Origin of the sequence: Glacieibacterium sp. (assembly GCF_965200405.1) — a bacterium.
Classification (GTDB): Bacteria; Pseudomonadota; Alphaproteobacteria; order Sphingomonadales; family Sphingomonadaceae; genus Glacieibacterium.
On the sequence record NZ_OZ241356.1, the window covers coordinates 2494441 to 2507346 of the forward strand.

A 12906-nucleotide genomic window follows, 5' to 3' on the forward strand; every position below is an offset into this window, starting at 1 on the left:
CTCACTCCCCGACGATTTCGGCCAGCTTTAAACCCGGTTTACGTAAACGTCACCCTAGAAATTTGCCGACCCTCCTTCCTCCCGCTAAACTTTTCCAATGTCCTCAAAACATCCCATATTCGTCACGCTCGCCCTGCTCCTCCTCGGCGCCGCCCGCTCCCCTCTCGACACCATCGCCCGCGATTACGTCCAGCTCAGCCTCGAAGCCGGCGAACGCGAACCCGAATACGTCGATGCCTATTACGGCCCGCCCGCCTGGGCCGCCGCCGCCAAGGCCAACCCCCGCACCGTCGACGCCCTCCGCTCCGCCGCCGCCAAGCTGACCGCCCAGGCCAAGGCCGTCGCACCCGCCACCCTGTCACCACTCGAACGCCGCCGCCGCGCCTTCCTGATCGGCCAGCTCACCGCCGCCGAGACCCGGCTGGCGATGCACGCCGGCAAGCGCTTCACCTTCGAGGACGAAGCCGAGGGATTGTTCGGCGTCCGCCCGGCGCTCAAGCCCCTCGCCAGCTATGACGCGACCCTCGCCGCGGTCGACCGCCTGCTGCCCGGGCCTGGCGACCTTTGGCAACGGGTCGATACCTACCGCAACCGCTTCGTCATCCCCGCTGGCCGTCTTAACGACGTCATGCACGCCGCCATCGCCGAATGCCGCCGGCGCACCGTTGCCCACATCCCGCTCCCCGCCGACGAGAAATTCAAGCTGGAACTGGTCACCGGCAAACCGTGGAGCGGCTACAATTACTACAAGGGCAACAACACCAGCCTGATACAGGTAAACACCGACTTGCCAGTGCTGATCGACCGCGCCGTCGACCTCGGCTGCCACGAGGGCTACCCCGGCCACCACGTCTACAACATGTTGCTCGAACAGCGGCTCGCCCGGGCCCGCGGCTGGATCGAATTCATGGTCTATCCGCTGTACGGCCCCCAGTCGCTGATAGCCGAGGGCTCGGCCAACTACGGCATCGAGCTGGCCTTCCCTGGCGCCGAACGAGCGACGTTCGAAGCGAAGACTCTGTACCCTTTGGCCGGGCTCGATCCAGCCGAGGCGCCACGCTACGCCGCCTTGCTCAAGGCGATGCAGCGCTTGTCGGGTGCTCGCTTCACCATCGCACAGGAATATCTCGACGGCCGGCTGACCCGTTCCGCAGCTGTTGAGGCAGAGCAGAAGTACGAGCTGCTCTCCCTCGCCCGCGCCGAGAAAGCGATCGGCTTCACCGATCACTACCGCAGCTATGTGATCAACTACGGGCTCGGCAAAGACATGGTGAAGGCCCGGGTCGAAGCCGCCGGCCAGTCGCAAAAGGCGCGCTGGCAGCAGATGGCGTCGATCCTGTCGCAACCAACGATCCCGGCCGATCTTGCGACGGCGCGCTGACCTGTCCCTTTCGCGGGCGCTTCGCCGGGACTAGATAGCCGGCATGTCCAGCTTAACCGTCGCCCGCGCTGAGATGCGTTCCCTCCACCGCGCTCCGGAGCCCGAAGTGCTGGCGCGATTGTTGCCGACGGCGACGCTAGATGCGACCACCCGCGAACGTGTCGAAGGCCGGGCGCTTGGGCTGCTCGCCGATCTCCGCGCCGCTCAAGGCGAAGGCTGGGTCAACCGCTTCCTCCACCAGTACCGCCTCAACACCCAGGAGGGCATCGCCCTGCTCAGCCTCGCGGAGGCGTTCCTGCGGGTGCCCGATGCCGAGACTGCCGACCTGTTGATCCGCGACAAGATCGGCGGTGCCGACTGGGGCGCCCACAAGGGCCAATCGGACTCGCTGCTGGTCAATTCCGCGACTTGGGGCCTGATGCTGACCCGCGCCGTGGTCGGCGACACCGGGCGAGCTTCAGTTCTGAAACGTCTGATCAACCGCACCGGCGAACCTTTCGTGCGCAGCGCGGTCGGCGCGGCGATGCGGATGATGGGCCAAGTCTTCGTCATGGGCCGCACCATCGACGAGGCGATGGCCCGAGCTGCCGAGCCCGAGAACAAGGGCTTCACCGCCAGCTTCGACATGCTGGGCGAGGCGGCACGGACCTATGAGGACGGCGCGCGGTACTTCGACAGCTACATGGCGGCGATCCGCTCGGTCGGCGGGTCGACGCTCGGCGTAGGTCATTCGATCTCGGTCAAGCTGTCGGCACTGCACCCGCGCTACGAGACCGCGCACGCCGACACCTGCGTCCCGGAGTTGACCGACATGCTACGCCAGCTCGCGGCGGAGGCGGCGCGAACCGGCATCGGCCTGACCGTAGATGCGGAGGAGAGCGAGCGGCTGGTCATGTCGCTCGACATCATCGAGGCGATTGCGCGCCGGCCCGAGCTTGCTGGCTGGGACGGCTTCGGCATGGCGGCGCAGGGCTATGGCAAGCGGGCGCGCGCGGTCATCGACTGGGCGCAGGCCCTTGGCCAGGACACAGGCCGGCGCCTGATGGTCCGTCTGGTCAAGGGCGCTTATTGGGACAGCGAGATCAAGCGAACCCAGGAGGGTGGCCTCGACGACTATCCGCTGTTCACCCGCAAGGCTGCGACCGACGTCAGCTATCTGGCCTGCGCCAGGGCGATGCTCGACGCGCCCAACATCATGCCGGCATTCGCCAGCCACAACGCCCTGACGGTGGCGACGATCATGGAATGGGCCGGTAATCGCCGTGATTTCGAGTTCCAGCGGCTGCACGGCATGGGCGAGGGGCTGTTCGAGCGGGCGGTGCGGGAGAACGGCTATCATTGCCGGACCTATGCTCCGGTCGGCGGGCACCGCGACCTGCTGGCGTATCTGGTCCGGCGGTTGCTGGAGAATGGCGCGAATTCCAGCTTCGTCCACCAGCTAGCCGATGCGAACGTCAGCGACAGCGACCTGCTGGCCGATCCGGCGGTCAAGATCGCGTCGGTCGGTGGGGTGCCCCACCCGTCGATCCCGATGGCGCGCGACATTTTCCCGGGGCGGCGCAACTCGGCCGGGCTGGACCTCGCCGAGGCGACGGTGCTGGAGCGCGTTGCTTCGCGGATCAACGACAATGGCTTGCTGCTCGACGAAGCCGAGGCGATCCTGGGGAAGCGGACGGAGGTCAAGGACGCGCACGATCGCTTCGCTCTCGTGCCCGCATCGGCAGTGATCAGCGCCATCGGAACTGCTCACGCAGCTTTCCCGTCTTGGTCGCGCACCCCGGTCGAGGCGCGGGCCGCGGCGATCGACAAGCTTGGTGACCTGCTCGAAGCGCATACCGAGGAGCTGATGGCGCTGGCGGTGCACGAGGCGAAGAAGACCATTCCCGATGCGCTGGCCGAGGTTCGCGAGGCCGTCGACTTCTGCCGCTACTATGCGATCGAAGCGCGGGAAAAGTTCGCGGCCGTTCTGCTGCCCGGGCCGACGGGCGAGCGCAACGAACTGCGGCTCGAGGGGCGCGGCGTGTTCGCCTGTATCGCGCCGTGGAATTTCCCGCTGGCGATCTTCATCGGGCAGGTCGCGGCGGCTCTGGTCGCGGGCAACACCGTGGTCGCCAAGCCGGCACCGCAGACGCCGCGGATAGCGCAGCGGGCCGTGGAACTGGCGCATGAGGCCGGCATCCCGAAGGACGCGCTGCACATCGTCACCGGGGGCGCCGAGGAGGGGCGGGCGCTGGTCGGCGATGCGCGGATCATGGGCGTTGCCTTCACCGGTTCGACCGGGACGGCGCGCATCATCGCGCGGACTTTGCTGGAGGATGAGAGCCGCCCGCTGGTGCCGTTCATTGCCGAAACCGGCGGTATCAATGCGATGATCGTCGACTCCACGGCGCTGCCCGAGCAGGTCGTGGCGGACGTCGTCACCAGCGCCTTCCGCTCGGCGGGGCAGCGGTGTTCGGCGTTGCGGCTGCTGTTGTTGCAGGAGGATATCGCCGACAAGACGCTGCACATGTTGGGCGGCGCGATGGACACGCTGGTGCTCGGGGAGCCCGGCAATCCGCGGACCGATGTCGGGCCGGTGATCGACCAGGCGGCCTATGACCGGCTGGAAAGCTATCGCCAGTCGGCCAAGGCGAAATGGGTACATGCCTTGGCGAGCGAGGTGCCGGGGATCGTTCCGCCGACGATCATCAGGCTGGAGCGGATCGAGGATCTGACCAAGGAATGGTTCGGGCCGATATTGCATGTCGTGACCTGGAAGGCGGGGGAACTGGATGCGACGGTGGCTCGGGTAAATGCCAGTGGGTATGGTTTGACCATGGGATTGCATAGTCGGATCGCGTCGACGGCGGAGCGGGTGGCGGCGGCGGCGAGGGTGGGAAATCTTTACGTCAACCGGTCGATGATCGGGGCGGTGGTGGGGTCGCAACCCTTTGGTGGAGAGGGATTGTCGGGGACCGGATTCAAGGCGGGGGGGCCGCATTATTTGTTGAGGTTCGCGACTGAGCGGGTGACGAGTACGGACACTACGAGCGCGGGTGGGAATGCGTCGTTGCTGAGCATCGAGGATGTCGGGGGAATTTAGAATTTAGAGCGGACACATTTTACGGTGTTGAAGTACGCAAAATACGGTGAGGGTTTTAGGATGCCGAGGCAATGAAGCCTTTCCCCTATGCCTAAGCCGTGATTGTCGGCGGAGCGGAGATACTCGACAGGTTGCCCGGTGAAATCGCACATATCCGCGTAATATTGCAGGGATACCGCACCGGCGACGGTCGCTCTGCTGGCGGGATTATTCGGGGACCGTTCGCGGTTCCGGCCTGGCTTCGCTAGCGCCGACCTCTCCGGCGACTGCCTCGCCGTCGGCGCGAGCGACCCACGGGCCGCGTTGGGCGGCGCGCGGCGAGGTGTCCGCCGGCATCAGCCCGAGCCGGGCGAAACCCTCCATCGTCGCCAGGATCGCCGCCTGCTTGGCATCGAGCGTCGCCTTCAGCGCCTGCTGGTGAACGACGAACTCGACCTCCACCTCGTATGCCACTGAGGTGACGTTGACGACGTTCGCCCGGGTCAGCGTCGCGTCGGTGATCGGCGCGAAAGCCTGTTCCAGCACCCCCGGCACGCCGCGCAGCTGCGCCGCCGTGGCGCCGAGGTCGAGCTGGAAGGTCATCACCGTCGTCCGCGTCTCGATGCGGCGCAGGTTGCGGATCTGCTGCTCCAGCAGCTTGGCGTTGGAGACGATGACCTGCTCGCCGGTGTTGGCGCGGATGCGGACGGTCTTCAGCCCGATCGCCTCGACCCGGCCGACGACATCGCCGAACTTGATGGTGTCGCCGACGCGGAACGGCCGGTCGAACAGGATCGCCAGCGCCGCGAACAGGTCGCCGAAGATGCCCTGCGCCGCGAGACCGATGGCGATGCCGCCGACGCCCAGTCCGGCGACCAGCCCGGTGACGTTGACCCCGATATTGTCGAGCACCAGGATCGCCGCGATCGACCAGACGACGACGTTGACCAGCACCCGGATGATATTCATCGCGCTGGTCAGCGTGTAGTGATCCTCGTCGGCGATCGAGGCGCGGCGCTCGACCAGCCCGAGGATCAGCTCGCGGACCCAGACCGCGCCCTGCACCGCCGCGCCGATGGTGAACAGGAAGGTGATGACGCTGAGCAGCGGGCCCGGCGGCGCGACGAAGTGCGCGACCAGCTGCGCCGACAGCACCCCGAGGAAGAAGCTGCGCGTCTTGCCGACCATGCGGCTGGCAAAGCCGCGCCAGCTGGCGATGTCGTGGCCGTCGCCGAGCACGCGGCACGCGCCGATGCGGACGCCGACGAACAGCAGGTACAGCAGCAGCGCCGCGCCGATGCCGATCGCCGCCGTCAGGCTATCGGTGCGCAGCCACTGATAGGTGTTCGTCGTGATGTGCTGGAGCTGGTCGGGGAAGGCGACGAGGTCCGCGGCAACGCTCGGCTTGTCTGTCATCGCGGTGACCTTAGCGGGTCGAAGATGAATGAAAACCTCGACCGGCTCGATTTGCCCCGAGGCGAGGGTGGTTCGTCCCGGCCCGACCGCGGCTTTCGGTTGCGGTCAGGCGGTCTTGCGCTTGCCGTCGATCAGCACGGCCTGTTGCCAGCGGCTCGGCGCCTTGTCGGTGCGGTGGATGCAGCCGGCCCAGCAACAGGGGCGCTTTTTTCCGTCCTGCAGTTCCTCGACGGTCCGGACGATGCGGCGCTGGCGGGTCCCGGCCTGCCTGGCATCCTCGACCCAGCAGATGAACTCGTTGCGGCCGAGCGGGGTCAGGCCCTCCCACAATGCCAGGATGCCGGGGTCGGCGCGGATTGCGGCCTGCAGGTCGGCAGCGGCTTCGTGGACGGTGCCGTGAAGGAAAGCGCTGGTCACACAACCTCCCGTCGATACCAGGGACGATGCTTCGCAGCTTGATCGCTGCCGCGCGCAATGTCCACGTCGGGCGCTGGGCGACACCTGCGGAACGACTCCGCGACGCCGCCCGTTTCGTATCCACAGCTCAAAGGGAGGCATCGCATGGCCGCACGCGCCTATTGGTCGGGACAGTTGCGGCTGGCGCTGGTGTCGATCCCGGTCGAGATCTATTCGGCGACGCGGTCCGCCGCAACGATCGCGCTCAACCAGATCCACGAACCGTCGGGCAAGCGCATCAAGCTGGAAAAGACTGTGCCCGGCATCGGCGCGATCGACCCCGACGACATCGTCAAGGGCTATCAAATCGAGAAGGGCGAATACGTCCTGCTGACCGACGAGGAGATCGACGGCGTCAAGCTGGAGAGCAAGCGAACGCTGGAGCTGGTGCAGTTCGTCGACGCCTCCGAGATCGACGCGATCTATTTCGAGAAGCCCTATTTCGTCGTGCCCAAGGACGAGCTGGCAGAGGAGGCGTTCCGCGTCATCCGCGACGCGATGAAGGCCGCGAAGAAGATCGGCCTCGGCCAGTTGGCGATGCGCGGCCATGAATATCTGGTCAGCCTGAAGCCGTGCGGACGCGGCATGGTACTGGAAACGCTGCGCTATGAGGAGGAGGTCAACAAGGCTAGCGGCTTCTTCCGCGCCATCTCCGACGATGCGCCGCCCGAGGAACTGATGGAACTGGCGACTGCGCTGATCGACAAGCGCACCAAGAAGTTCGAGCCAGGCGCGTTCAAGGATCGCTACGAGGATGCGCTGCGGGCGCTGATCGACGCCAAGCGCGGCAAGAAGGGCGCGACCATCGAGACCGACAGCGGCGACGCGAAACCGTCGAATGTCATCGACCTTATGGCGGCGCTGAAGGCGTCGATCGAGAAGGGCGGCGGCGATGCGGCGCCGGAGCCGCCCAAGACGAAGGCGGCACCCAAATCTGCGGCCAAGCCCCCGGCGCGGCGCGCTCCCGCGAAGACGGCGGCGCGGAAGCGGGCGTGAGCCCCGGTGTGGTATCAACCGGGCATTCCAGTCGTCGTCATCCCGGCGCAGGCCGGGACCCATTCAGCGCGATCCGCGGCCTGAAGTTCGATCGGCTCACCAAGGCGAAGTTCCGCCGAATGGGTCCCGGCATTCGCCGGGATGACGGGAAATGCCGGCCATGGTGACCTCGCTCGACACCTACAATTCCAAGCGCGACTTCAAGAAAACGAAAGAGCCCGCCGGCGAGATCGGTCGCGCTACCGGCAACAGCTTCATGGTCCAGAAGCACGCCGCCACCCGGCTGCACTGGGATTTCCGGCTCGAACTCGACGGCGTGCTGCTGAGCTGGGCGGTGACCCGCGGGCCGTCGAGCAATCCCGAGGACAAGCGGCTGGCGGTGCGCACCGAGGACCATCCGCTCGGCTATGCGACGTTCGAGGGGACGATCCCCAAGGCCGAATACGGCGGCGGCACGGTGATGCTGTGGGACCGCGGCACCTGGGACCCGGAAGGCGACCCCCGCGACGGACTGAAAAAGGGCAAGCTGCACTTCACCCTGCACGGCGAGCGCATGAAGGGCGAATGGGTGCTGGTCCGCCTCAAGCCAGAGGGCAAGCGCGAGAACTGGCTGATGCGCAAGGTCGACGACGCATTCGCCACGGGGGATCTGGTGGCGGAGCATGTGACGAGCGTCGCGACCGGGCGGTCCCTGGAAGACATAGCGAGTGGTTTGGTTGCGCCGCTCCCACCCCCAGCCCCTCCCCAAGGGGGAGGGGGGAAGAAGAAGGCGAAGGCCGCTGCACCCCTCCCCGACGGGGAGGGGCGAGAGACGGCGCGCAGCGACGGCCCGGGGGTGGGTCTTGCGCGAGGTCGGAAGCCGGAGCCTGCTGAAGTCCCACCCCCGGCCCCTCCCGTTCCGGGAGGGGAGAAGAAGAAGGGCAAGCTCCCGGCTTTCCAGCCGCCGCAGCTCGCGACGCTGGTCGACACCCCGCCGGCGGGCAATTCGTGGCTGCACGAGACCAAGTACGACGGCTATCGCGCGCTGCTTGCGGTCGGTGGTGGCAAGTGCGTCGCGTACACCCGCTCGGGGCTCGACTGGACCGCCAAGTTCCGGGTCGTCGCCGAGGCCGCCGCGGCGCTGCCGTGCAAGTCGGCGTTGCTCGATGCGGAGATCGTCGCGCTCGACGAGCATGGCAAGCCGAGTTTCGGGGCGCTGCAGGCGGCGTTGAAGGACGGTGGGCCGCTGATCGCCTTCGCTTTCGACCTGCTGTCGCTCGACGGCGACGACCTGACCGCCAGGCCGCTGATCGAGCGCAAGGAGCAGCTCAAGACGCTGCTGCAGGGCGTCGCGCCGCCGCTGCACTTCGCCGAGCATGTCCGCGGCGGCGGCGAGAAGATGTTCGCGGCGCTGTGTGCCGGCGGTTACGAGGGCGTCGTCAGCAAGGCGGCGGATTCGCGCTACAAGGGCGGGCGCAGCGGCAATTGGCTCAAGGCCAAGTGCCTGCACAGGCAGGAGTTCATTATCGCGGGCTGGTCGGAGTCGGACAAGGGCCGGGGGTTCGCGTCGCTGCTGCTCGGGGTCAACGACAGCGAGGGGCTGCGCTATGCCGGGCGCGTCGGGACGGGGTTCGACGACCGGACGCTGAAGGAGCTGACGGCGAAGCTGGCGAAGCTGGCGGTCGACAAGTCGCCGTATGCGCACAAGCTTACGGCGATGGCGCGAAAGGGTGCGCATTACGTGCGGCCGGAGCTGGTGGCGGAGATCGCGTTCACCGAATTCACGGGGGACGGGTCGCTGCGGCATCCGAGCTTTCTCGGGCTGCGCGCGGACAAGCCGGCGAGCGAGGTGGTGCGTGAGACTGCGGCTCCCCTCCCCTCCGGGGAGGGGCGTGAGACGCGCGCTTCGGCGCGGCCCGGGGGTGGGGCCTCTCCGAAAAAAGAAGCGAGACCCACCCCCGGGCCGGCTGCGCCGTCTCTCGCCCCTCCCCTGAAGGGGAGGGGTAAAGGAAAGGGCAGTGGGGTGGTAATTTCGTCGCCGGACCGGGTGGTGTTCCCGGAGCTGGGGATGACCAAGGGCGCGCTCGCCAATTATTACGAGACGATCGCCGAGGCGATGATGCCCGACCTGGCGCGGCGCGCGATCAGCCTCGTCCGCTGTCCGCAAGGCCGTGCGAAGCAATGCTTTTTCCAGAAGCACGACTCGGGGATGTTTCCCGACAGCGTCCATCACGTCGAGGTCGCGGAGAGCGACGGCAAGACCGAGCCGTATCTGTATGTCGAGGATTCGGCCGGGCTGCTGGCGTGCGTGCAGATGGGCACGATCGAGTTTCACGGCTGGGGCTCGCGCGTCGACGATCTCGAGCGGCCGGACCGGCTGGTGATCGACCTCGACCCCGATCCGCTGGTCAATTTCGAGGTGGTCAAGCTGGCGGCGGTGCTAGTCCGCGACCGGTTGAAGACGGCGGGGCTCGAGTCGGCGCCGATGCTGTCGGGCGGCAAGGGCGTCCACGTCGTCGTGCCGCTGGTGCCGCGCGCCGAATGGCCGGAGGTCAAGGCCTGGGCCAAGGCGTTCGCGGAAGGGTTGCAGGCCGAACAGCCCGACGCCTTCATCGCGACGATGAACAAGGCCAAGCGCAGCGGCAAGATCTTCGTCGACTATCTTCGCAACCAGCGCGGCGCGACGGCGGTGCTGCCGTTCTCGGTGCGGGCGCGCGAGGGGGCGGGCGTCGCGGTGCCGCTCGACTGGGCGCAACTGGCGACGGTGACGGCGGGCAATGCGTTCAGCGCCGCCGATCCGGCCGCGGTTCTGGCCCAGGCGCAGCGCAAGCGAATTCCAGCGAAAGCTCATCCTTTGCCGGTTGTTGGCTGAGCAGCGCTTGCGCAGTGGCGCGTGGCCGCTAAGGGTGCGGCACCAAGCAGGGAGGTGACGTGGGCGCGACGGAAATCGAGCCTGTGGTGCGTGCCGACGCCTATGCGCCGGGCCACGTCCTCACCGGTATCATCGACATCGGGTCGAATTCGGTCCGCCTGGTGGTCTATCGCGGCATGTCGCGGGTGCCGCCGGTGGTGTTCAACGAGAAGGTCATGGCGGGCCTGGGGCGCGGGCTGGCGGCGAACGGCCGGCTGAGCGAGGCGTCGATGGAGTCGGCGGTCGCGGCGCTGGCCCGCTTCACGCTGCTGGCGCAGGACATGAACGTCGTCTCGCTGCGCACCGTCGCCACCGCCGCCGTGCGCGAGGCGGCCAATGCCAAGGCGTTCACCGACCGGGTCCGCGACGCCTGCGGGCTGGAGATCGAGACGATCAGCGGCGAGGTCGAGGCGCGCGGCGCGGCGCTCGGCGTCATTGCGGGCATACCCCAGGCGGACGGTGTCGTCGGCGACCTCGGTGGTGGCAGCCTCGAGCTGATCCGGGTGCAGGGCGGCGAGGCGCACGAGCGGATCTCGCTGCCGATCGGGTCGCTGCGGCTCGACGCGGTGCGCAAGCGCTCGCCCCGGGCGCTGGGGGCGTTCATCGGCAAGGCGCTCGATTCGGTCGACTGGATCGCGGCGGGCAAGGGCAAGCCGTTCTACACCGTCGGCGGCTCGTGGCGGGCGCTGGCGCAGCTCCATATGCACCTGACCGACTGCCCGCTGCGCGTCGTCCACCAGTACCGCATGGACAATGAGGTGCCGGCGCGACTGGTCCGGACGCTGGCCCGGATCGAGCCCAAGGCGCTGAAGGCGATGCCGCATTTCAGCAGCTCGCGGGCGCCGTCGCTGCCCGGGGCGGCAGTGCTGCTCAGCGCGGCGGTCAAGCGGCTGGGGAGCTCCGAGATCGTCGCGAGCGCCTTCGGCCTGCGCGAGGGGCTGCTGTACGCCCAGCTGTCGCCCGAGATGCAGCGCGAGGACCCGCTGCTGGCGGCGACGCGCGCGGAGGGGGCTCGACAGGGGCGCTTTCCGGAGCATGGCGACCTGCTGTTCACCTGGATGGACCAGATCTTCCGCAACCGCGAGCCGGTCGCCGACGCGCGCATCCGCATGGCGACCTGCCTGCTCAGCGACGTGGCGTGGCGGGCGCACCCGGATTTCCGGGCGGAGCGCGGCTTCGACTTTGCGCTGCACGGCAATTGGGTGGCGATCACCGCGCCGGAACGGGCGATGATCGCGGCGGCGCTGTACGCTTGCTTCGGTGGGGACTTCGCCAGCGCCAATGTCGCGGTGCTGCACCAGCTGGCGGAACCCGCCGCACTGGCGCGGGCGCGGATGTGGGGCATGGCGCTGCGGCTGGGCCAGCGGCTGACCGGGGGCACGGCGGTGCCGCTGACCTCCAGCAAGATGTGGCGCGAGGGCGGGGCGCTGGTGCTGACGCTGGCGCCTGCGCATGCACCGCTGTACGGCGAGACGGTGGCGCGGCGGCTGAAGACGCTGGCCGGCGCGATGGGCCTCGACCCGATCTTCCGGGCGCAGCTCTAGAGCGCGCTCATCACCATCTTGCCGTCGCGGACCGCAAAGCCGAGCTGCCCGTCGATCAGGGCCAGCGCGTCCTTGCCGAAAGCATCCATGCGCCAGCCGGTCAGCACCGGCAGGCCCTCGCGGACGCCACCGGCGATCGCATCCAGCTCGTCGCCGCGGGCGATCAGCTTGGGGGCGACATTGGCCTCCTTGGCGCGCACCTTGAGCAGCAGTTTCAGCAGGTCGGCGATCAGCGTGCCTTCGCTGGTCAGGCCGGGGCGCGAGACTTCGCGCGCCGGCATCTCGGCCTCGGGGAGTGGCTGGGCGTGCTCCAGCGCCTGCATCAGCCGGTGTCCGATGTCGTTCTGCGCCCAGGCCGCCGACAGGCCGCGGACCTTGCCCAGGTCGGCCTGGTGACGCGGCGGCGAGCCTGCAAGGTCGCCGATCGTCTCGTCCTTGATGATCCGGCCGCGCGGCACGTCCTTGCCCCGCGCCTCATGCTCGCGCCACGCTGCCAGCGCCTTGAGGCGGCCCAGCACCTCGGGCTTGCGGCTCGGCAGGCGCAGCCGCAGCCACGCCAGGTCGGGCTCCTGAGCATAGGTGGCGGGGTCGCCGACGCGCGCCATCTCCTCGTCGAGCCAGACGCCGCGCCCGGTGCGGTGCAGCTTGTCGAGCATCTTGGGGAACAGCGCCGCCAGATGCGTCACGTCGCCGATGGCATAATCCAGCTGGCGATCGTTCAAGGGCCGGCGGCTCCAGTCGGTAAAGCGCGCGCCCTTGTCGACGGCGATGCCGAGATACGACTGGACGAGGTTGGTGTAGCTGACCTGCTCGCCCTGGCCGAGCGCCATCGCCGCGATCTGTGTGTCGAACAGCGGCGTCGGGGTCTTGCCGGTAAGGTTGTAGATGATCTCCAGGTCCTGCCCGCCGGCGTGGAAAACCTTCAGGACCGGCTCCTCGACCAGCAAGTGGAGCAGGGGGGCCAGGTCGATATCCGCCTTGGGATCGATCGCCGCGGCCTCGCCGCCGCCGGCGATCTGGACCAGGCACAGATCGGGGTAGAATGTGTTCTCGCGCATGAACTCGGTATCGACCGTGACGAAGTCGGCATCGGCGAGGCGCTTGCACAAGGCGGCGAGGGTGGCGGTATCGGTTACCAGCGGATGGATGAACATCGCGCCGT

At 67.9% G+C, this 12906-nt stretch carries 8 protein-coding genes; 5 read left to right on the top strand and 3 right to left on the bottom strand.

Annotated elements, in window-relative coordinates; genetic code table 11:
- Positions 1-97 precede the first annotated feature (97 nt).
- Positions 98-1381 (top strand): hypothetical protein, encoded by a 1284-nt coding sequence (locus tag ACOFKW_RS11650; protein ID WP_419814318.1) that lies wholly within the window; start codon positions 98-100, stop codon positions 1379-1381.
- 43 nt (positions 1382-1424) lie between these two features.
- Positions 1425-4463, top strand: coding sequence for a bifunctional proline dehydrogenase/L-glutamate gamma-semialdehyde dehydrogenase PutA (gene putA / locus ACOFKW_RS11655; RefSeq protein WP_419814319.1), 3039 nt, complete (start codon positions 1425-1427; stop codon positions 4461-4463).
- A gap of 207 nt (positions 4464-4670) precedes the next feature.
- Here the strand turns inward: putA and ACOFKW_RS11660 are convergent, their stop codons facing one another.
- A complete protein-coding gene (locus ACOFKW_RS11660; protein WP_419814320.1) occupies positions 4671-5858 on the bottom strand; it encodes a mechanosensitive ion channel family protein in 1188 nt (395 codons plus the stop codon).
- 105 nt (positions 5859-5963) lie between these two features.
- Complete coding sequence (locus tag ACOFKW_RS11665; protein WP_419814321.1) at positions 5964-6275, bottom strand: YdeI/OmpD-associated family protein; 312 nt, start codon at positions 6273-6275, stop codon at positions 5964-5966.
- 144 nt (positions 6276-6419) lie between these two features.
- Between ACOFKW_RS11665 and ACOFKW_RS11670 the strand changes: the two genes are divergently transcribed.
- From ACOFKW_RS11670 to ACOFKW_RS11680, 3 genes are all read left to right on the top strand, one after another.
- Positions 6420-7310 (top strand): Ku protein, encoded by an 891-nt coding sequence (locus ACOFKW_RS11670; protein WP_419814322.1) that lies wholly within the window; start codon positions 6420-6422, stop codon positions 7308-7310.
- 151 nt (positions 7311-7461) lie between these two features.
- Positions 7462-10161, top strand: coding sequence for a DNA ligase D (gene ligD, locus ACOFKW_RS11675; RefSeq protein WP_419814323.1), 2700 nt, complete (start codon positions 7462-7464; stop codon positions 10159-10161).
- Between the two features lie 59 nt (positions 10162-10220).
- A complete protein-coding gene (locus ACOFKW_RS11680; RefSeq protein ID WP_419814324.1) occupies positions 10221-11744 on the top strand; it encodes a Ppx/GppA family phosphatase in 1524 nt (507 codons plus the stop codon).
- Here ACOFKW_RS11680 and rnd read toward each other — a convergent pair.
- Positions 11741-12898, bottom strand: a complete 1158-nt coding sequence (gene rnd / locus ACOFKW_RS11685; RefSeq protein WP_419814325.1) for a ribonuclease D — start codon at positions 12896-12898, stop codon at positions 11741-11743. The genes ACOFKW_RS11680 and rnd overlap by 4 nt on opposite strands.
- Positions 12899-12906: the final 8 nt, after the last annotated feature.

What these genes read in the sequence shown, in the direction of transcription:
- ACOFKW_RS11650 (WP_419814318.1), top strand. Translation starts at nt 98, where the DNA reads ATGTCCTCAAAACATCCCATATTCGTCACGCTCGCCCTGCTCCTCCTC.
- putA (WP_419814319.1), top strand. Translation starts at nt 1,425, where the DNA reads ATGTCCAGCTTAACCGTCGCCCGCGCTGAGATGCGTTCCCTCCACCGC.
- ACOFKW_RS11660 (WP_419814320.1), bottom strand. Translation starts at nt 5,858, where the DNA reads ATGACAGACAAGCCGAGCGTTGCCGCGGACCTCGTCGCCTTCCCCGAC.
- ACOFKW_RS11670 (WP_419814322.1), top strand. Translation starts at nt 6,420, where the DNA reads ATGGCCGCACGCGCCTATTGGTCGGGACAGTTGCGGCTGGCGCTGGTG.
- ligD (WP_419814323.1), top strand. Translation starts at nt 7,462, where the DNA reads ATGCCGGCCATGGTGACCTCGCTCGACACCTACAATTCCAAGCGCGAC.
- rnd (WP_419814325.1), bottom strand. Translation starts at nt 12,898, where the DNA reads ATGTTCATCCATCCGCTGGTAACCGATACCGCCACCCTCGCCGCCTTG.